This is a genomic window from Pseudomonas sp. GW823-FHT02E01 (assembly GCF_058797535.1).
Map to the genome: position 1 here is coordinate 825063 of NZ_JBXAJS010000001.1, position 19122 is coordinate 844184.

17 protein-coding genes are annotated in these 19122 nt (G+C 60.9%); 10 read left to right on the forward strand and 7 right to left on the reverse strand.

The window, feature by feature from the left end; all coding sequences use genetic code 11:
* Positions 1-144 precede the first annotated feature (144 nt).
* The 9 genes from AC1RDQ_RS03630 to AC1RDQ_RS03670 all read left to right on the forward strand — a co-directional run bounded on the left by AC1RDQ_RS03630 (position 145) and on the right by AC1RDQ_RS03670 (position 10213).
* A complete protein-coding gene (locus AC1RDQ_RS03630) occupies positions 145-1059 on the forward strand; it encodes a GDP-mannose 4,6-dehydratase (RefSeq protein ID WP_492586402.1) in 915 nt (304 codons plus the stop codon).
* Positions 1056-2027 carry a GDP-mannose 4,6-dehydratase gene (gene gmd / locus AC1RDQ_RS03635; protein WP_057713902.1) on the forward strand — a complete coding sequence of 324 codons (972 nt, stop codon included), beginning with the start codon at positions 1056-1058 and terminating at the stop codon, positions 2025-2027. Before AC1RDQ_RS03630 ends, gmd begins: the two co-directional genes overlap by 4 nt.
* A gap of 3 nt (positions 2028-2030) precedes the next feature.
* Positions 2031-3473 carry a mannose-1-phosphate guanylyltransferase/mannose-6-phosphate isomerase gene (locus tag AC1RDQ_RS03640; RefSeq protein ID WP_492586372.1) on the forward strand — a complete coding sequence of 481 codons (1443 nt, stop codon included), beginning with the start codon at positions 2031-2033 and terminating at the stop codon, positions 3471-3473.
* On the forward strand, positions 3474-4271 hold the full coding sequence (locus AC1RDQ_RS03645) for an ABC transporter permease (protein ID WP_492586374.1): 798 nt from the start codon (positions 3474-3476) through the stop codon (positions 4269-4271).
* Entirely contained in the window at positions 4271-5530 is a 1260-nt protein-coding gene (locus AC1RDQ_RS03650; RefSeq protein ID WP_090456967.1) for an ABC transporter ATP-binding protein, read from the forward strand. The genes AC1RDQ_RS03645 and AC1RDQ_RS03650 overlap by 1 nt, the downstream gene beginning before the upstream one ends.
* Positions 5527-6903 (forward strand): glycosyltransferase family 4 protein, encoded by a 1377-nt coding sequence (locus AC1RDQ_RS03655; protein WP_492586376.1) that lies wholly within the window; start codon positions 5527-5529, stop codon positions 6901-6903. The genes AC1RDQ_RS03650 and AC1RDQ_RS03655 overlap by 4 nt, the downstream gene beginning before the upstream one ends.
* A complete protein-coding gene (locus AC1RDQ_RS03660) occupies positions 6887-8017 on the forward strand; it encodes a glycosyltransferase family 4 protein (protein ID WP_489338996.1) in 1131 nt (376 codons plus the stop codon). The genes AC1RDQ_RS03655 and AC1RDQ_RS03660 overlap by 17 nt, the downstream gene beginning before the upstream one ends.
* Before the next feature lies 1 nt (position 8018).
* Complete coding sequence (locus AC1RDQ_RS03665; RefSeq protein WP_492586378.1) at positions 8019-9149, forward strand: glycosyltransferase family 4 protein; 1131 nt, start codon at positions 8019-8021, stop codon at positions 9147-9149.
* A 146-nt stretch (positions 9150-9295) separates the two neighbouring features.
* Positions 9296-10213, forward strand: a complete 918-nt coding sequence (locus AC1RDQ_RS03670; RefSeq protein ID WP_046043224.1) for a LysR family transcriptional regulator — start codon at positions 9296-9298, stop codon at positions 10211-10213.
* Here the strand turns inward: AC1RDQ_RS03670 and AC1RDQ_RS03675 are convergent.
* The 6 genes from AC1RDQ_RS03675 to AC1RDQ_RS03700 form a co-directional block, all read right to left on the reverse strand.
* Positions 10210-10821, reverse strand: coding sequence for an RraA family protein (locus AC1RDQ_RS03675; RefSeq protein WP_492586380.1), 612 nt, complete (start codon positions 10819-10821; stop codon positions 10210-10212). The genes AC1RDQ_RS03670 and AC1RDQ_RS03675 overlap by 4 nt on opposite strands.
* Positions 10814-11206: a RidA family protein gene (locus AC1RDQ_RS03680; protein WP_090456976.1), complete on the reverse strand. Its 393-nt coding sequence runs from the start codon at positions 11204-11206 to the stop codon at positions 10814-10816. Before AC1RDQ_RS03680 ends, AC1RDQ_RS03675 begins: the two co-directional genes overlap by 8 nt.
* A gap of 18 nt (positions 11207-11224) precedes the next feature.
* Positions 11225-12604 (reverse strand): MFS transporter, encoded by a 1380-nt coding sequence (locus AC1RDQ_RS03685; protein ID WP_057713892.1) that lies wholly within the window; start codon positions 12602-12604, stop codon positions 11225-11227.
* A gap of 205 nt (positions 12605-12809) precedes the next feature.
* The gene (locus AC1RDQ_RS03690) at positions 12810-13751 is read right to left on the reverse strand and encodes a 2-hydroxyacid dehydrogenase (protein ID WP_492586382.1); all 942 of its coding nucleotides are present in this window, start codon (positions 13749-13751) and stop codon (positions 12810-12812) included.
* Positions 13748-14503, reverse strand: coding sequence for a class II aldolase/adducin family protein (locus AC1RDQ_RS03695; protein ID WP_007988289.1), 756 nt, complete (start codon positions 14501-14503; stop codon positions 13748-13750). The genes AC1RDQ_RS03690 and AC1RDQ_RS03695 overlap by 4 nt, the downstream gene beginning before the upstream one ends.
* Positions 14500-15801, reverse strand: coding sequence for an MFS transporter (locus tag AC1RDQ_RS03700; RefSeq protein ID WP_057713891.1), 1302 nt, complete (start codon positions 15799-15801; stop codon positions 14500-14502). Before AC1RDQ_RS03700 ends, AC1RDQ_RS03695 begins: the two co-directional genes overlap by 4 nt.
* Positions 15802-15956: 155 nt before the next feature.
* Here AC1RDQ_RS03700 and AC1RDQ_RS03705 point away from each other — a divergent pair, with 155 nt between their 5' ends.
* Entirely contained in the window at positions 15957-16916 is a 960-nt protein-coding gene (locus tag AC1RDQ_RS03705) for a LysR family transcriptional regulator (RefSeq protein WP_154861517.1), read from the forward strand.
* A 12-nt stretch (positions 16917-16928) separates the two neighbouring features.
* Here AC1RDQ_RS03705 and mrdA read toward each other — a convergent pair whose 3' ends face one another.
* Positions 16929-18821 carry a penicillin-binding protein 2 gene (mrdA, locus tag AC1RDQ_RS03710; protein ID WP_492586384.1) on the reverse strand — a complete coding sequence of 631 codons (1893 nt, stop codon included), beginning with the start codon at positions 18819-18821 and terminating at the stop codon, positions 16929-16931.
* Between the last annotated feature and the right edge of the window lie 301 nt (positions 18822-19122).

Sequence of the window (19122 nt, forward strand, 5' to 3'; positions counted from 1 at the left end):
AATTGCCGAGCAAATGGCACAGATTGGCTACCAAACAACTACAACAAAACATTTCATCTGTCTTACGAGCGATCCTGTTGATTCGTGAGACCCTTCCATTAAGCCAGTAGGAAATGGATGAAATGTATGACCGGGGGGTCGCTGTTGAAAAAACGTCTGTTTGTCACGGGTCTGACTGGATTCGTAGGACAACACATCCAATCGCGTTTGCAGGCTGACGCCTCGGAATGGGAACTTCTGCCTGTTCCCGGCCGCTACGATCTTGCCGCGCCGGACAGCCTCGAAGGCTTGTGGCCGGTCATGCCCGATGCGGTGATCCACCTGGCCGGTCAGACGTTCGTCCCGGAGGCTTTTCGTGATCCGGCCGGTACCCTGAATATCAATCTGCTGGGCACCCTGAACCTGCTGCAGGCCCTCAAGGCGCGCGGCTTCAGCGGCACGTTTCTGTACGTCAGCTCCGGCGATGTCTATGGCCAGGTCGCTGAAGAGCAACTGCCCATCACTGAATTGCAACCACCCTGCCCGCGCAATCCCTATGCCGTGAGCAAACTGTCGGCCGAGTTCCTGAGCTTGCAATGGGGCCTGAGCGAAGGCTGGCCCGTACTGGTCGCCCGCCCGTTCAACCACATCGGCAGCGGGCAGAAAGACAGCTTCGTCATCGCCAGCGCCGCCCGTCAGATCTGCCGGATCAAACAAGGCCTGCAAGGGCCACAACTGGAGGTCGGGGACATCGACGTCACGCGCGATTTCCTCGATGTCGGGGACGTGGTCTCGGCCTACCTGGCCTTGCTGGAGAAAGGCACACCGGGGCAGGTCTACAACATTTGCTCGGGGCGCGAGCAGAGCATTCGCAGTTTGATCGAACAACTGGCAGATCTTGCCCAGGTCGACCTGCAATTGGTCCAGGACCCTGCGCGACTTCGCCGCGCGGATCAGCGACGTGTGTGTGGCAGCCCTGCCAGGCTGACCCAAACCACCGATTGGAAGCCTGAAATCACAACACAACAATCCCTGCGGGCGATCCTGTCCGACTGGGAGAAGCGAGTACGACAAGAATGACTAAAAGTGCATTGATCACAGGTATCACCGGCCAGGATGGCGCTTATCTGGCGAAACTGTTGCTCGACAAGGGCTACAAAGTCCACGGCCTGGTGGCGCGTCGCAGCAGCGACTCGCGCTGGCGCCTGCGCGAGATGGGGGTCGAGGCGGACATCGTCTACCTGGACGGCGACATGGCCGATGCCTGTTCAGTGCAGCGCGCGGTGATCAAATCGGCGCCGGACGAGATCTACAACCTTGCCGCACAAAGCTTTGTCGCGGCTTCCTGGGATCAACCGGTGACCACCGGCATCGTCGACGGCCTGGGCGTTACCCACCTGCTCGAAGCGATCCGTCAGTTCAGCCCGCACACGCGTTTCTACCAGGCGTCCACCAGCGAAATGTTCGGCCTGATCCAGGCCGAGCAGCAGGACGAGAACACCCCCTTCTATCCGCGCAGCCCTTATGGCGTGGCCAAGTTGTACGGCCACTGGATCACCGTGAACTACCGCGAAAGCTTCAACCTGCACGCCAGCAGCGGCATTCTGTTCAACCATGAATCACCGTTGCGCGGCATCGAGTTCGTGACGCGCAAAGTCACCGACGCCGCCGCCCGCATCAAGCAGGGCAAGCAGCAGGAACTGTGCCTGGGCAACATCGACGCCAAGCGCGACTGGGGCTTTGCCGGGGACTACGTCGAAGCCATGTGGCTGATGCTGCAACAGGACAAGCCCGATGACTTCGTGGTGGCCACCGGCGTCACCACCACCGTGCGCGAGATGTGCCGGATCGCCTTCGATCACGTGGGCCTGAACTACCGCGACTTCGTGAAGATCGACCCGGCGTTCTTCCGCCCGGCCGAAGTCGAAGTGCTGCTCGGCAACCCGGCCAAGGCCCAGCGTGTGCTGGGCTGGAAACCAAAAACCGACCTGGATACCTTGATCCGCATGATGATGGATGCGGACATGAAACGCGTCGCCAAGGAGTAGGCCATGCTGATTCCCGTGATTCTCTCCGGCGGTGCCGGGACAAGGTTGTGGCCGGTGTCGCGTGAAGGCCATCCCAAACCGTTCATGGCATTGCCCGACGGCCAGTCGCTGCTGGGCAAGACCTATCGGCGTGCCGCGGACCTGCTCGACGGCTGGGGCGATATCGTCACGGTGACCAACCGCGAGTACTACTTCCAGAGCAAGGATCACTTTCGGGACGCGCACCTTGGCCGCCATCGCGGACACTTCCTGCTGGAGCCGACCGGGCGCAACACGGCGCCGGCCATTGCCGCCGCCGCCCTCTCCCTCCAGGCCCTGCATGGCGACGACGCGATCATGCTGGTCATGCCCGCCGACCACCTGATCGTCAATGTCGACGCACTGAAGGACGCGGTCGAGCATGCCGTGACATTGGCCAGGCGCGGTCACCTGGTGACCTTCGGTGTCGTGCCGACCGCCCCGGAAACCGGTTTCGGCTACATTGAGGCCGGCATGCCACTGGACGATAAAGGTGCTGCCAGTGTGCGGCGCTTCGTCGAAAAACCCGACCTGCAAACCGCGACGCATTACCTGGAAAGCGGCAACTTCCTGTGGAACTCCGGGATGTTCTGCTTCTCGGTCGCCAGCCTGCTGGCCGAGCTGCAAACCCATGCGCCCACCTTGCTGGAGCAGGCGCAGACCTGCATGGCCGCCAGCGCCGCGGTGGAAAACGCCGGAAGCCTGCAACAGGAACTGTCACCGGCCCTGTTTGGCGAAATCATGGACATTTCCATCGACTACGCGTTGATGGAACGCTCCGACAAAGTGGTCGTGGTGCCGGCCCGTTTCGACTGGAGCGACATCGGCTCCTGGGGGGCGGTGGCCGCGCTGGTTCCAGCGGATGCACAGAACAACCGCACCGTCGGCGAGTCGATTTTCATCGACAGCCACAACAATTTCGTCCAGAGCGAAAACCGCCTGGTCGCGACCGTGGGCGTGGATAACCTGATCATCGTCGACACCGCCGACGCGGTGTTGGTGGCCCACGCCGACCGTGCCCAGGATGTGCGCCGGGTGGCCAGGCAACTCAAGGATAAAGAGCACGAAGCCTATCGCTTGCACCGTACGGTCAGCCGGCCATGGGGCACCTACACCGTGCTCGAGGAAGGCCCGCGCTTCAAGATCAAGCGCATCGTGGTCAAGCCCGGCGCCAAGTTGTCGTTGCAGATGCACCACCATCGCAATGAACACTGGGTGGTGGTCGAAGGCATGGCCAAGGTCACCAACAATGGCACCGGCACGCACCTGGTGGCCAAGAACGAATCGACCTTCATTGCCGCCGGTCACAAACATCGCCTGGAAAATCCCGGCGTGATCGACCTTGTGATCATCGAAGTGCAAAGCGGCGAATACCTGGGAGAGGACGACATCGTCCGCTTCGAAGATCAATACGGCAGGACGGTTTGAATGCTGCGTAATCTTTACCAATCGCTGTGGAGTTACCGGGGTTTCATCCTCGGCAGCGTCAAACGGGAGTTTCAGGCGCGTTATCGCAACTCGCTGTTCGGTGCCTTGTGGACCGTGCTCAATCCGCTGTCGATGATCCTGGTCTACACGGTGATCTTCTCCACCATCATGCGCGCCCGCTTGCCGGGCGTGGACGACGGGTTGGCCTACAGCGTCTACCTGTGCGCCGGCCTGCTGACCTGGGGCCTGTTCGCCGAGATCACGACGCGCAGCCAGAGCATGTTCCTGGAAAACGCCAACCTGCTGAAGAAAATCAGCTTCCCGCGCATCTGCCTGCCGGTCATCGTGCTGCTCAATGCCGGGATCAATTTCGCGATCATCCTGGGGTTGTTCCTCGGCTTCCTGCTGATCAGCGGACGGCTGCCCGGCATGGCGCTGCTGGCGCTGGTGCCGTTGCTGGTCCTGCAGGTGATCTTCGCTGCGGGGCTGGGAATGATTCTGGGCGTGCTCAACGTGTTCTTTCGCGACGTCGGGCAGTTTTTCGGCATCTGCCTGCAATTCTGGTTCTGGCTGACGCCGATCGTTTATCCGCTGTCGATCCTGCCGCCGGGCATCCAGAGCTTTATCGAGCTGAACCCGATGACGGCACTGATGAACAGCTACCAGAACCTGTTTCTCTACAACCAATGGCCAGACTGGAGCTCGCTGGTCCCGTTGCTGGTGATCGGCCTGTTGTTCTGTGGGATGGCGCTGCGGCTGTTCCGCCAGCGTGTCGGTGAAATGGTGGACGAGCTCTGATGGGACATATACGTGTCAGTGGCCTGGGCAAGGCCTACAAGCAGTACCCGAATCGCTGGAGCCGGCTGTTCGAATGGCTGGTGCCGTTTTCCCGCACCCGGCATCACCTGCACTGGGTCCTGCAAGGGGTCGATTTCGAGATTCAGCCGGGTGAAGCCGTGGGCATCGTCGGGGTCAACGGTGCGGGTAAAAGCACGCTGTTGAAGATGATCACCGGCACCACCCAGCCCACCTGCGGCGACATCCACTTGCAAGGACGTGTGGCGGCGCTGCTGGAGCTGGGCATGGGCTTCCACCCGGACTTCACCGGTCGGCAGAACACCTTCATGGCCGGCCAGTTGCTCGGCATGCAGGTCGAAGAAATCGAAGCGCTGATGCCAGAGATCGAAAGCTTCGCCGAAATCGGCGAGGCCATCGACCATCCGGTGCGCACCTATTCCAGCGGCATGCAGATGCGCCTGGCGTTCAGCGTGGCCACCGCGCGGCGGCCGGACATCCTGATCGTCGATGAAGCGCTGTCCGTGGGTGACGCCTACTTCCAGCACAAAAGCTTCGATCGCATCCGCAACTTCCGCAAGGCAGGTACCACGTTGCTGATCGTGTCCCATGACCGTTCGGCGATCCAGTCGATCTGCGACACCGCCATCCTCCTGGAGAACGGACGCATGGCCATGCGCGGCAAGCCTGAAGAAGTGATGGACTACTACAACGCCATGCTCGCCCAGCGCGAGGGCCAGACGGTGCGTCAGGAAATGCTCGCCAACGGGCAGGTGCAAACCATCTCCGGGACAGGCGAAGCGGGCATTCTCAGCGTCCGCCTGCTTGACCCCAAGGGGCGTTCGGTGGAGGTGGCTGAAGTCGGCCAGGCGATGGTCCTGGAAGTGCAGGTCGAGGTGCGCCAGGACATCGAGCGACTGATTCTCGGCTTCATGATCAAGGATCGCCTTGGCCAGCCCATGTACGGCATCAATACCCACCGGGTGGACAAAGCCCTCACCGACCTGAGTGCCGGCGAGCGCGTCACCTACCGTTTTGCCTTCGACATGCGCCTGGGCAAGGGCAATTATTCGGTGGCCCTGAGCCTGTCGCGGCTGGATTCGCACCTGGATCGCAATTTCGAATGGCGTGACTACGGGCTGGTCTTCCACGTGATCAACAATCGCCAGGAAGACTTCGTGGGTTGCTCCTGGCTCGAAGCGCAGACCAGCGTGACCCGTTCCAGTGAGAATCGGGTGGAATCCATTGGGGAAACACGATGACCAGACTGTTGGTGGAATGTACCTACGTCTTCGAACACCCGGATGCCAACTCGGGCATCCAGCGGGTCGTTCGCAATGTGATTCAGCAATTGCCGGCCGCGAACGCCCGGCGCGAATGCGTTCCGGTGGTGATGATCAATGGCGCGTTGTTCGAGGTGAAAAGCCTGGCGCCCTTGCCGACCGTCAAAGTGGATCTGGTGAGCCTGCGGGTGAAGCTCGAACAGTTCGCCAATCAGTTCTGGCTGCGCCACCGCGCGCTGGAACGTCGCCGTCCTTTCAGCCAATCGAAGTTCGCCCGCCGGGTGCTTTACGTCGGTTGCCGTCTGACCGCGTTCGCCTGCCTGAGCCTGCCGATGCGCCTGCTCGATCGGGCACTCAAGGGCCAGAAGGTTCCCGAGCGTTGCGTGCCGTTGCAGCATCGCGCCGGCGACCAATTGGTGCTGCTGGACTCGTCTTGGCACGCCAACTTCTTCCCCCTGGCCGAACAACTCAAGCGTGACGGGGTCGGCATCGTTTCGGTGATCTACGACCTGATTCCCCTGACCCACCCGCAGTTTTGCGACGCAGGATTGGTGAAGGTCTTCAACGAATGGTTCGACTGGATCGCCCGCACCGCCGATGGCTACGTGGCGATCTCGACCACCATCCGCGACCAGGTCCGCCAGGAGATGACCCGCAGGATCGGTACCGCGCAGGTTCAGCAACGCTGGTTCGACTATTTTCACCTCGGTTCCGAACTCGACCTGACCGATGCCCGGTCTACCGTCGACCCGGGGCTGCTGCAGATGTTCAAGACACCGGACCCTGTGTTCCTGATGGTCAGCACCATCGAGCCGCGCAAGAACCATGCGTATCTGCTGGACGCGTTCGAGCGCGCCTGGGCGGCCGGCTCCAAAGCCCGGTTATGCATCGTCGGCAAGATTGGCTGGAAATGCGAGGCGCTGATCGAGCGTATACGCCAGCATCCGCAATTGAACCTGCGTTTGTTCATGTTCAACAACCTTTCGGACAAGAGCCTGGAACACGCCTATTCCCACGCGACATCGCTGGTGTTCCCGTCCTACGTCGAAGGGTTCGGTTTGCCGCTGGTGGAAGCCATGCAGCGAGGCCTGCCGGCCATGGCCAGCGACATCCCGGTGTTCCGCGAAATCGGTGGCGAGTACATGGCGTATTTCGACCTCTCCGACCCGCAGAACCTGGCCGATCTGGTCATCGACATGGAAAGCGGCGGCGCATTTCCCGCGCCCCTCAACCTGGATAACTGGCGTTGGCTGAGCTGGCGCGAGGCGAGTGCGCAACTGGTCGAACGCATCCAGCGCAATCTGCACAGCGATACGAAGGCGCCTGAGAGTCAGCATGCGAATTGCCCTTAACGCCCGCATCCTCCAGGCACCGCGCACGGGCATCGGTCAGTACGTCGCCGAACTGGCGACGGCCCTGGCCCGCGAATCGGACGTCGAGTTGTCGTTGTTCCACGGCTGGGGCTGGAGTTCGACTCTGCCTGAGGCGGCGATGCCCGGTTACTCGCGTCTGACGCCGTTGCTGCGACAGATTCCGGGGGCCTATCAGGCGCGGCGCTGGCTGGAGCAGAAGCGTTTTGATCAGCGCCCCGCCCAGGCCATCGATCTGTATCACGAGCCAAGCCTGTGGCCGTTGTCGTTCAACGGCCCGACCATCATCACACTGCATGACCTCACGCACCTGCACTATCCCGACACCCAACCACCGGCACGCCTGCGCGAAATCGAGCGACGACTGGCCGACGGCGTACAGCGGGCGCGGCTGATTCTGACGGACTCGCAGTACATCGCCGAGCAAGCGCAGGCCTGGTTCGCACTGCCGGCCGAGCGCTTCGTGGTGGCACCGCTGGGTGTGGCCGCGCGCTTCCACCCCCGTGAACCCGAGGCCATCGATCAGGTCCTCAAGGCCCACGGCGTCGAGGCGCGGGAGTATTTCCTTTGCGTCGGTACCCTGGAGCCACGCAAGAATCTGACCCTGGCCCTGCGCGCCCATGCCCGGCTGCCGGAAACCGTGCGCCAGCGTTTTCCGTTGCTGATCGCCGGCATGGCCGGCTGGCAACGTCAGCAGTTCAACGACGAATTACGTTCGGCCCTCGCGTCAGGTCATGTGTGCCTTCTGGGGTACTTGTCGGACGACGATCTGGCGCAGCTACTGGCCGGAGCCCGGGCGCTGGTCTTCCCTTCGTTGTACGAGGGGTTCGGCCTGCCGGTGCTGGAAGCCATGGCCAGTGGCACTCCGGTGATTCTGACGGGTGAGTCGGCGATGCCGGAGGTCGCTGGCGATGCCGGCAACTACATCGAGGCGCACGACCCCGACTCCTTGCGCGATGCCTTGCTGCGGTTGATCGACGACCCGGCGCATTGGCAGGTCTGTCGCGAGGCAGGCTTGCAGCGAGCGAAGCTTTTTTCCTGGGAGCGTTGCGCGACGGTGACCGCCCGCGCCTACCGCCAGGCAATGGAGAACTGATATGCGCGTTCTGCACTTTTATAAAACCTACTTGCCCGACTCCATGGGTGGCATCGAACAAGTCATTTTCCAGATGAGCGAAAGTGGCGCGCGCCATGGTGTCGACAGCACTGTGCTGACCCTGAGCAATAATCCGGCACCGGGCGTGTTGCAGATCCGCGAGCACCAGGTGCATCAGGCCAGGATGGATTTTCAACTCGCCTCCACCGGTTTTTCCTACAGCGTGTTCAAGCAGTTTCGAGAGCTCGCGGCTGAAGCCGACGTGGTCAACTATCACTTCCCCTGGCCCTTCATGGACCTGGTGCATTTTGTCAGCGACATCAAAAAGCCCAGCGTGGTGAGTTACCACTCCGACATCATTCGCCAACGCCATCTGCTCAAACTGTACCGTCCGTTGATGCGTCGGTTCCTGGACAGCGCGGATCGAATCGCCGTGGCGTCCCCGAACTACTTTCACACCAGCGACGTGCTCAAGGACTACCACGATAAGACCCGTGTCATCACCTATGGCCTGGACAAGTCGGGTTATCCGACGCAAGACGCGGCGCGGACCGAGCGCTGGCGCCAGAAGCTGGGCGACAAGTTCTTCCTGTTCGTCGGTGTGATGCGCTACTACAAAGGGCTGCACATCCTGCTTGAAGCGATGCAGGGGCTGAACTATCCCGTGGTGATCGTGGGCGCCGGCCCGCTGGAAGTGGAGCTGCATGCCCAGGCCAGGGCGCTGGGCCTGCGGAACCTGCACTTTCTCGGGTTCCTGGGCGACGAAGACAAGGTCGCCTTGCTCGAGTTGAGTTATGCGGTGGTGTTCCCGTCGCACCTGCGCTCCGAAGCCTTTGGCATTTCGCTGCTGGAAGGCGCGATGTATGGCAAACCGATGATCTCCAGTGAAATTGGCACTGGCACCAGTTACATCAACATCCATAACGAGACCGGGCTGGTGGTGCCACCGAGCAATCCATCGGCGTTTCGCGAGGCGATGCGCACGCTTTGGGAAAACCCGGCGCTGGCGGCGCAAATGGGCGAGAAGGCGCAGGCCCGTTATCAAAATCTGTTTACCGCGGACGAAATGGGTCGCAAATGGGCCGCGCTGTATGAGGAGCTGCTGGAAGAAAAAGCCCTCGCCTACGCATGAGGTTTTTTTGCAGATCCGAGTTGTCTCTGCTGCTGTGCTCTAACAGTGTTACGATCCCGCGACTGTAGATTTTCCATGGCTTGCGCAGGATGTGTGCAAGCCGTCGACTCTTCCTATTGGCCCCCCCGACTTTCTGCTGACCGCCTATGCAACGTCTGCTCAATGACCGCCTGGATTGGAACCTGCTGCGCACCTTTCGGGTGATTGGCCAGGAGCAGAGCATCAGCCGCGCTGCCGCCCGCCTGCACCTGACGCAACCGGCAGTGAGTCAGGCGCTCAAGCGCCTGGAGGAACAACTGGGCCGCCAATTGATTGCCCGTCGCGGGCCACGTTTTGCCCTGACTGAAGTCGGCGAGCAGATCTTCGCCCTGGCCGGGGAAATCTACGGGCAAATGTCCCAGGTCAGTAGCGTGCTGGAACAACCGGCCGACGAAGTGATCGGCAAAGTGCGGTTGCTGATCATCAGCCGGATCTTCTCCGAGCGCTTTGATGACTTTCTCGCCGACTTCCATCGTCAATACCCGCGAGTGGACCTGGAAGTCGACGTGATGCGCAGTTCCGACATCGTCAGCGCCCTCCAGGAAAAAACCGCGACCCTCGGCCTGAGCCTCAATCGGCGCCCGCAGCCACGCCTGGAGCAGCGCTTGTTCCTGCGTCAACGCTATGCTTTTTTCTGCGGCAAGCACCATGGGATGTTCGGCCAGCAGGACGTCGCCGAAGGGGATTTGCAACGGGAGAACTTCGTCAGTTTCACCAGTGACCAGATCGGCGGCATGCTCTCGCCGCTGACGATTTTCCGCGATCAGCAGGGTTTCAGTGGTCGCATCGTCGCGTCCTCACCGAGCCTGGAAGAAGTCCGGCGACTGGTGATCGCCGGCTTCGGTATCGGCTGTCTGCCCGAACACGTGGTGGCGGCCGACGTCGACGCCGGATTGCTCTGGCGCCTGCCGCCCCACGAGGGGATTGCCGATGTGGACATTCATTTGCTGTGGAACCGCGAACAGCGCATGAGCCGTGCCGAGACGATCTTTCTCGAAAGCCTGCAACAACGGCTGACGGACTAAACGCGCAAGACTTGCGTCACCGGTTCACCGGCCTGCAAGCGTTCGAGCAAGCGCGGCTCGCTGCGATCCGAAGCCAGCGCCTGATCGATGACTGCCACCGCCGATGCCGTGTCGAGAAACAACACGCCGTTGTCGTCCGCCAGCACCCAATCCCCCGGCTGCACCGTCACGCCGGCGCAGTGGATGGGCTGATTGATGGCGCTGTCGCCACGACCGTGCAGCTTGGTGGTCAACAGGCTGGTGCCTCGGGCGAACACCGGCAACCCGGCTTCACGCAACTCCAGCAGATCGGTCACTGCACCGTCCACCACAATACCCACAGCGCCGGCAAAGCGTGCCGCGCAACTGGTCACCGCACCGACCGGCGCATGCCGATGATCGCCACCGGTGTCGATCACCAGCACGTCGCCCGACCTGATTTGCGCCAGGGCCCGGTTGACGGCAATGGCATCGGCGCCCACCAGTTTCAGGGTCAACGCACGGCCAACGACTTTTACATTGGGCACCATGGCCCGCAGTTGCGGATCGGCAAAACCTTCTTCGAGAAAGTGCCCGAGGGTCGGAAAGCTCACGGCCTTGAGCTGTTCGATCAGTTGCGACTCATCCATGCTGCGGCTCCCCGGCAATCAGTTCGGCAACACAGTCGATCTCCAGCGATACGCCCCACAATGCCACGCACACCGTGGTGCGCGCCGGTGGCGCATGGCCGAGGAACTCGCGGTACACGGCGTTGAACGGCTCCAGTTGCGCGGGGTCGGTCAGGTAGGCATTGACCTTGATCACATGGCTGAAACCGGAGCCCGCCTCGATCAGGATCGCTTCGAGGTTGCGCAAGGTTTGCCGTACCTGCTCGGGGAAATCAGCAGGCTGTTCGTCGAGGCTGCCGTGGGCCGGAATCTGCCCGGCGGTGAACACCAGGTGGCCGCTGACCACGGCCTGGGAGTAAGGCCCGACCGGGCCGATGTAGCCCGGGGCCGATTGAATTCTGCGCATGTTGTAGAACTCCAGATGTCAGGCCGTAGCCGATTTGAAGGGTTTACCGGGGGCCGGATCGTCTGTGGGGACGACGCTGGGGATCTCGCTGATGTCCTTCTTGAAGGTCTCGGTCAACAGCAACAGTGCCACCAGGGAAATCAACGCCGCACCGATCATGTACCAGGCCACCGACGAACCTTTGCCCGTCGCGGCCAGCAATGCCGTGGTGACGATGGGCGTCGCCGCGCTGCCGAGCAGGCCGGACAACATGTAGCTGATGGACAAACCGGAATAACGCACCCGGGTGCCGAACAGCTCGGCGAGAAAGGTCGCGATCGGCCCGTAGTTGGCGGCGAACGCGGTCATCAACAACAGATAACCGAACACCACCATCGACAGCTCCTTGGTGTCCATCAGCCAGAACATCGGGAACGCCACCAGCGCTTCGGCGATGATGCCGCCGACAATGATCGGTTTGCGTCCGAAGCGGTCCGAAAGCGCACCGAACACCGGCAACATGACAATGCACCAGGCGCAGGACAGCAGCACCACACCGAGCATCACGCTGCGGCTGAAGCCGAGGTTCTGTGTGCCATAGGTCAAGCCGAACGCCACGATAATGTTGAACGAAGCGCCCGTGGACATGGTGGCAATACCCCCCAGCAGCACTTGCTTCCAGTATTTGCGGAATACTTCCGCCAACGGCATTTTCACTTGCACTTCGGCTTCCTTGACCTTGTTGAAAGCCGGGGTTTCCGAGATGTTCAGGCGGATATACAAACCGACGGCGATCAGCAACACGCTGGCCAGGAACGGAATACGCCACCCCCATGCCAACAGATCCTCCGGGGACAGCCACGCCGCGATCAACAGGAATGCCAGGTTGGCAATCATGGTCCCGGCCGGCACGCCGATCTGCACCCAGGAGCCGTACAAGCCACGCTTGTTGGCCGGCGCATGCTCCACCGCCATCAGCACCGCCCCGCCCCATTCGCCCCCCAATGCCAGGCCTTGCACGACCCGCAGCAGCAACAACAGGATCGGCGCCCAGATACCGATGGTTGCAAAGTCAGGCAACAGGCCGATGGCGAAGGTGGCCGCGCCCATGGTCAGCAGCGAGATCAACAGCATCGACTTGCGCCCCAGGCGATCACCGAAATGCCCGAACAACGCCGCGCCGACAATCCGTGCCAGATACGCCGAAGCGAAGGTGCCGAAAGCCAGTAGCGTTCCGATCAGCGGCACGAAATCCGGGAAGAACACTTTGTTGAACACCAGCGCTGAAGCCGTGGCAAACACGAACAAGTCGTACCACTCAACGGTGGTGCCGATCACACTGGCCACCGCGACTTTTTTCATACTGATTGCAACTTCCGGTGGTGCGCCGGACTTTTCTGCGGACGATAGATCGCTCATCACTGTCTCCAGGAATTTATTTAATTGTTTTGACTGGCAGTAAAACGGTTGAGGCGAAGGTTGTTGTTATGACTTACGGGAAGTTGGTCCCTGTAGGAGCGAGCCTGCTCGCGATGAACTCAAGAACACCGCGTTTAACCGGCAAACACGCGAAATCGTTAACGACCATCGCGAGCGGGCTCGCTCCTACAGGGGGTGTGTTAGTTCAATATCCCAATACTCGGTCGGCACAGTTGAGTAACGGCTCGCCGGCATTCAATCGACGAAAGTTATCTGCCACTTGCTCGGCAATACAGTCATGGGACGCCGCCGAAGCCATATGCGGGGTGATGGTGACACCGGGCATTGTCCAGAGCCGGTGATCGACCGGCAGCGGTTCCTGCTCGAACACATCCAGCAAGGCGCCGCGCAAATGTCCGCTCGCCAGGGCCTGTTCGAGATCGTCGATGTTCAAATGACCGCCCCGGCCACAGTTGATCAGTGCCGCGCCGCTGGCAAGCTGTTCGAAAGTGGCTCGTCCGAGAATCCCGCGGGTTTCGCTGGTGAGTGGCAACAGGTTGATCAGCAACTCGACGCCGTCGAGAAAAGGATGCAACGCATCCCCCCCGGCGAACGTGCGCACACCGGGCAAGTCCTTGCTGCGCCGCGCCCAGCCGCGCACGTCGTAACCGGCTGCGACCAGATCCAGAGCAATCGCGCTGCCCAGCGATCCGAGCCCCATCACACCGACCTTGAACTGCCCCGCCGCCCGTTGCAGCGGGCGCTCCCAGCGTTGCTCCCGCTGGTGCGACAACACCTGATCGAAACCGCGGTGATAGTGGATCACCGCCCAGCGCACGTACTCGGTCATCCCCTGGCGATGGCCCGGGTCGACCACACGGCAAACCGGCAGGTCCGGGCACGACGGATCGTGATCGAGGTGATCGATACCGGCGGCCACCGAGTGAATCACCTGCAGGTTCGGCAATGCGCCGAGACTGCCCGGCAAGGGAAACCAGCACGCCGCCATCTGTGCATTGGCGGCCCGGGAATCGTCGGCCAGCACGGCGGTGAGCTGCGGCGCACTGCGGGCAAACGCCGCCTGCAATTGCTTGAGCAGCAAGGTATCGCGGGACAGCAGAACCACAGTGTTGATGACGGCGTTCATGACAAATATGACTCGCGCTGGGATTCGATCAACGTCAGGGCGGCCTCCCAGGCCAGGTCGATGATGTTGTCCTGCTCATCACGGTCGAACTGCTCGGCGGTGTGCGCGCAGACTTCCGGCGACGGGTAATGCAGTGCCGAACCACCGGCCAGCGCCTGCACCTGGGCCTGACAGGCCCGCTCCAGGAAGTGGATTTCCTGGAACGCCTGGGCCACGCCCGATCCACCCACCAGTAAACCGTGGTTGCGCAGGATCATCGCCCGGTGCGGACCGAGGTCGGCAATCAAGCGCTCGCGCTCATCCAGCGACAGCGCGATGCCCTCATAGGTGTGATAGGCCAGCTTGCCGTAGAACTTCAGCGCATGCTGACTGATCGGCAGTAGGCCTTGCTTCTGCGCCGCGACCGCCATGCCGGCCGCCGTGTGGGTATGGATCACACAGTTCAGGTCCGGACGCGCCATGTGGATCGCCGAGTGAATCACGAAGCCGGCAGCGTTGACCCGATGGCCCGCGTACTCCGGGTCGACCACCCGCCCTTCCTGATCGATGCGCACCAGGTCCGAGGCGCGCATGCGGTCGAAGATCACCCCGTAGCGGTTGATCAGGAAGTGATGCTCAGGCCCCGGAATCCGCAGGGTGATATGAGTGTCGATCAGGTCGGTCATGCGAAAGTGCGCGACCAGTCGATACAGCGCAGCCAGTTCGCAACGGGCTTGCCATTCAACCGGGTCGATGTGTGCAGGTTTACTCACGAATACACCTCTTTAGCAGCGTGGGTGACGACCGGGTTGGCGCGCAGGCGGGCCAGGCCGCAAACACCGATCAGGGACAGGGCCGAGAGCAAGGTGAAGAACACCGCCAGCGGCAACCATTGTCCGGAAAACTTGCTGGCCAGCAGGGTGCCGATCAGCGGCGTGGTGCCGCCGGCCACGGCGCAAGCCAATTGGTACGCGATGGAAATGCCCGAGTAGCGCAGGTGCACCGGGAAGGCCTGGGTCATGTAGCCGGCGATCACCGCGTAAAGCGCCGAGAGAATCACCACCGCCAGGGCAATGCCGGCAGTCATGAACACAATGTTCTGCGTGCCTACCAGCAGGAACATCGGGTATGGCGTGACCATGCAAAGCAACGCGACCCATTTGAGAAAACGACCTTCGCCGATACGTTCGGCGATCAGCGCCGAGAGCGGTTGTGAGAGCAACTGGATGACGGTCACCAGAAACAGGCAATCGAGAATCGTCGATCGGGCAATGCCCTGATACTGGGTGACATAAGTGATCATGAAGGTGTTGGTGAAGAAGAACCCGGCCGAGCCGATGGTCACGGCAGCGGCGGCGAACAGGATCTGCCGCCAGCAGGTACGGATCACGTCCATCACCGGGTATTTGGCGGTCTCGTTGTTGTCCTTGGCCTTGGCGAATTCCGGCGACTCGTGAACGCCGGAACGGATCAACAGCCCGACCATCATCAACACGCCGCTGGCGAGGAACGGCAAGCGCCAACCCCAGGCGAGGAAATCCTCTGGCTCAAGGGACGTCACCAGACGGAAAGCGATCAGTGCCAGCAACAAACCGGCGGGACTGCCGAGCTGGGCGAACGATGCGTAGAACGTCTTGCGCTTGGCCGGCGCGTGTTCGCTCGCCATCAACACCGCCCCACCCCACTCACCACCGACCGAAATGCCCTGAATGACACGCAGCACGATCAGACCAATGGGTGCCCAGATGCCGGCACTGGCGTAGCTCGGCAACAGGCCAATACCCGCCGTGGCGACGCCCATCAAGGCCATGGTCACCAACAGCATTTTCTTGCGCCCGAGACGATCGCCCAGATGACCGAACACCATCCCGGCCATGGGACGGGCAATGAAGCCGACCGCGAAACTGCCGAACGCCGCCAGGGTACTCATGACCGGGTCGCTACTGGGGAAGAACACTTGCCCAAGGACCAGCGCCGCCGCGGTGGCGTAGATGTAAAAGTCGTAGAACTCGATGGTCGTGCCAATGAAGGCAGCGGCCGCGGCTCGGCGCGGTTGGGGAGTAGTGTGCATGCAAGGACCCTGTGTACTTATAGTTTTTGGGCAGGTGTTAAGGCTGATGACGGTTGCGCTCTGTGGCGCTTGTGGGCTTTATCGCTTCCATGCCAGGATTAGTCAATTTTCAATTCCTTATCTTTACTATTAGCACTGCTACTGCATGAGGTTTTATGCCTTCCAATTCCAACCCGTGGGTCGGGCGTCGCTTTCTCAATGACCGCCTCGACTGGAACCTGCTGCGCACCTATCTGGTCATCGGCCAGGAAGGCAGCATGAGCCGCGCCGCCGCGCGACTGCACATCACCCAGTCGGCCGTCAGCCAGGCGCTGAAACGACTGGAAGAACAACTGGAATGCGTGTTGATTGCCCGCAGCGGACGACGCTTTGATCTGACGGAAACCGGGGAAGAAGTCCTGCGCATAGCGGCGGATATCTACGGAGATATTTCACGCCTGGGGACGGTAGTGGAGAGTCGCCACGACGACGTGGTGGGCAAGATCCGCATCCTCACCGTCAGCGGTGTGCAGGCTCGGCATTACGATGACTTCCTCGCTGATTTCCATGAAACCCATCCGAAAATCGAGCTGGAAGTCGAGGTCATGGGCAGTTCGAACATCATCAGTTCGCTGCTGCAAAAAACTGCGACAGTCGGCGTTGGCCTGTGCCGCTTGCCACAGCCACGACTGGAACAACGGGTACTGTTTCGCGAGACCTATGCTTACTTTTGTGGCCAACGTCACCGGTTGTTCGGGCAACAGAATCTGACCTTGGAACAACTGGCGGCGGAAAACTTCGTCAGCTTCACCAGCGATCAACTCGGCGGCAATCTTTCACCCCTCACGCTGTTCCGCGACCAGCAAGGCTTCACCGGCAAGATCGTCGCCTCCTCCACCAGTTTCGAAGAAATTTACCGCTTGATCTGCGCGGGTTACGGCATCGGCGCCTTGCCCACCCATCTGGTGCGCCGGGATGTCGAGCAAGGTCTGCTCTGGCGCTTGCCACCGGAAGACGGGGTGGTGGATTTCGATATCCAGCTGTTGTGGAATCGCGAACAGAAGATGAGCCAGGCCGAATCGGTGTTCCTCGAGAGCTTCCAGCACATGCTCAGCATCCGTGAGCCTGTGCTGTGAAGCCATGAAGGTTCAGACGTGAGGTTCGCCCGGTGCCTTGCTCGGCGCTGCGTACTGCGGCTTGAGGTGCCCGTCCTGATCAAGTAGCCAGGCGTCCATGATCTCCCGCACGACCGGTCCGGCGACGCGACCACCGGCCTCGCCGTTTTCGATCATCACCGAAATCACGATTTTCGGGTGCTCGGCCGGGGCAAAACCGACGAACAAGGCGTTGTCGCGGTTACGCTCGCGGGTTTTCTCCCGGTTGTAACGCTCACCCTGCCTGATCGCCACCACTTGCGCGGTACCACTCTTGCCGGCGATACGGTACTGCGCGCCCGCGGCTGCGGCCCGGGCAATCCCGCGGGCATCGTGCATCACCATCTGCATGCCATGGTTGACCTGCTCCCAGTCGCGAGGATCCTTGAGCAGAATGTTCGGCATCGGATGCTCATCCACCGGCGCGACACCGTCCACGGTTTTGGCCAGGTGCGGGCGATTCCACACGCCTTTGTTGGCAATCAGCGCCGTCGCCTGGGCCAACTGCAGTGGCGTGACCTGCATGTAGCCCTGGCCGATACCGAGAATCACCGTCTCGCCCGGAAACCAGGCCTGACGACGGGTGGCGCGTTTCCAGGCCTGGGATGGCATCAGGCCGGGGGACTCTTCATTCATGTCCAGGGAGACTTTCTCACCCAGTCCGAACATGGCCATGTAGTCGTGCAGACGATCGATACCGAGCTTGTGTGCCAGGTCATAGAAGTAGGTGTCGTTGGAACGCATGATCGCCGCATCCATATCCACCCAGCCGTCGCCGCTGTGGTTCCAGTTGCGGTATTTGTGATCGAAATCCGGCAGCTGGTAATAACCGGGGTCGAACACACGGGTCTGTGGCGTGACGACACCGGCATCGAGGCCGGCGATTGCCATTTCCGGCTTGATGGTCGAACCCGGCGCATAGAGACCGCGCAGCACACGGTTGAACAGCGGTCGGTCGATGGAGTCCCGTAGCGTGGAGTACTCCTTGGAACTGATACCGGTGACGAACAGATTCGGATCGAAACTCGGGTTGCTGACCATGGCCAACACTTCACCGGTCGAGGGATCCAGTGCGACCACCGAGCCACGGCGATCGCCCAAGGCTTGCTCGGCGGCCTCCTGAAGCTTGACGTCGAGGCTCAGGACAATGTTTTCGCCTGGCACCGGATCAGTGTGCTTGAGCACTCGCAGCACGCGGCCCTGGGCATTGGTTTCGACTTCCTCATAACCGACATGGCCGTGCAGTTGCTTCTCGTAGAATTTTTCAATCCCGGTCTTGCCGATGGATTGGGTGCCTCGATACTCCACGGTATCCAGAGCCTTTGACTCTTTCTCGTTGATACGTCCGACGTAGCCGACCGAATGGGCGAAGTGCTCGCCCAATGGATAATGCCGAACGAACTGCGGCTCAACATCGAGGCCCGGCAAGCGGAACTCGTTGACGGCGAGTACGGCAATTTGCTCTTCGCTCAGTTCATAGAACAACGTCACAGGTACGAAGGGGTGACGTGCCTGCTTCATCGCCTTGTCGAACTGCGAGCGGTCTTCAGCGGGCAAATGCAGGAGATTGACTACCTCGTCCAGCTCTTCGTTTACATCGGTAGCACGTTCGCGGGTGATGGTCAGGTTGTAGCTGGGACGGTTATCCGCGAGGAGTACGCCGTTGCGGTCGTAGATCAACCCGCGAGTCGGTGTAATTGGCAGGACATGTACGCGATTGTTTTCGGAGATGGTCGAGTGATAGTCGAACTCGACTACCTGCAGGACATACAGGCGCACTACCAGCGCACAGGTGACAGCGGCAACGAACAAGCCGCAGGCCATCAGCCTTTTATTGACCAGGCGTGTCTCTTTCTCGTGGTCCTTGATGGGTATCGGTTCGGGCATCTCTACAGCAACTCTTTGAAAAGAATGCCGATCCGTGGGCGCAAACTCAGTCCATTAAAAATGAGCTGCACCTTAGCAAAAGCGCGGAGTCAGGTTTATGTGATTTTTTTTACAATGACCTTGTAGGAGCGAGCTCGCGATGGACGTTAACGATGACGCGGGAAATCTGGTACCCCGCGGTGCTCGCGGGTTTTTCGCGAGCGGGCTCGCGCCTACAAGGGCGCCAAAAACAAAACCCCTACCTGCATACGCAGATAGGGGTTTCGGAATTTAATCTTGACGATGACCTACTCTCACATGG

Bases quoted from the DNA above. Each gene is read 5' to 3' on its own strand.
- AC1RDQ_RS03650 (WP_090456967.1), top strand. From the start codon at position 4,271: ATGGGACATATACGTGTCAGTGGCCTGGGCAAGGCCTACAAGCAGTAC.
- AC1RDQ_RS03690 (WP_492586382.1), bottom strand. From the start codon at position 13,751: ATGAACGCCGTCATCAACACTGTGGTTCTGCTGTCCCGCGATACCTTG.
- AC1RDQ_RS03665 (WP_492586378.1), top strand. From the start codon at position 8,019: ATGCGCGTTCTGCACTTTTATAAAACCTACTTGCCCGACTCCATGGGT.
- mrdA (WP_492586384.1), bottom strand. From the start codon at position 18,821: ATGCCCGAACCGATACCCATCAAGGACCACGAGAAAGAGACACGCCTG.
- AC1RDQ_RS03675 (WP_492586380.1), bottom strand. From the start codon at position 10,821: ATGGATGAGTCGCAACTGATCGAACAGCTCAAGGCCGTGAGCTTTCCG.
- AC1RDQ_RS03705 (WP_154861517.1), top strand. From the start codon at position 15,957: ATGCCTTCCAATTCCAACCCGTGGGTCGGGCGTCGCTTTCTCAATGAC.
- AC1RDQ_RS03655 (WP_492586376.1), top strand. From the start codon at position 5,527: ATGACCAGACTGTTGGTGGAATGTACCTACGTCTTCGAACACCCGGAT.
- AC1RDQ_RS03660 (WP_489338996.1), top strand. From the start codon at position 6,887: ATGCGAATTGCCCTTAACGCCCGCATCCTCCAGGCACCGCGCACGGGC.
- AC1RDQ_RS03640 (WP_492586372.1), top strand. From the start codon at position 2,031: ATGCTGATTCCCGTGATTCTCTCCGGCGGTGCCGGGACAAGGTTGTGG.
- AC1RDQ_RS03685 (WP_057713892.1), bottom strand. From the start codon at position 12,604: ATGAGCGATCTATCGTCCGCAGAAAAGTCCGGCGCACCACCGGAAGTT.
- AC1RDQ_RS03680 (WP_090456976.1), bottom strand. From the start codon at position 11,206: ATGCGCAGAATTCAATCGGCCCCGGGCTACATCGGCCCGGTCGGGCCT.
- AC1RDQ_RS03700 (WP_057713891.1), bottom strand. From the start codon at position 15,801: ATGCACACTACTCCCCAACCGCGCCGAGCCGCGGCCGCTGCCTTCATT.
- gmd (WP_057713902.1), top strand. From the start codon at position 1,056: ATGACTAAAAGTGCATTGATCACAGGTATCACCGGCCAGGATGGCGCT.
- AC1RDQ_RS03670 (WP_046043224.1), top strand. From the start codon at position 9,296: ATGCAACGTCTGCTCAATGACCGCCTGGATTGGAACCTGCTGCGCACC.
- AC1RDQ_RS03645 (WP_492586374.1), top strand. From the start codon at position 3,474: ATGCTGCGTAATCTTTACCAATCGCTGTGGAGTTACCGGGGTTTCATC.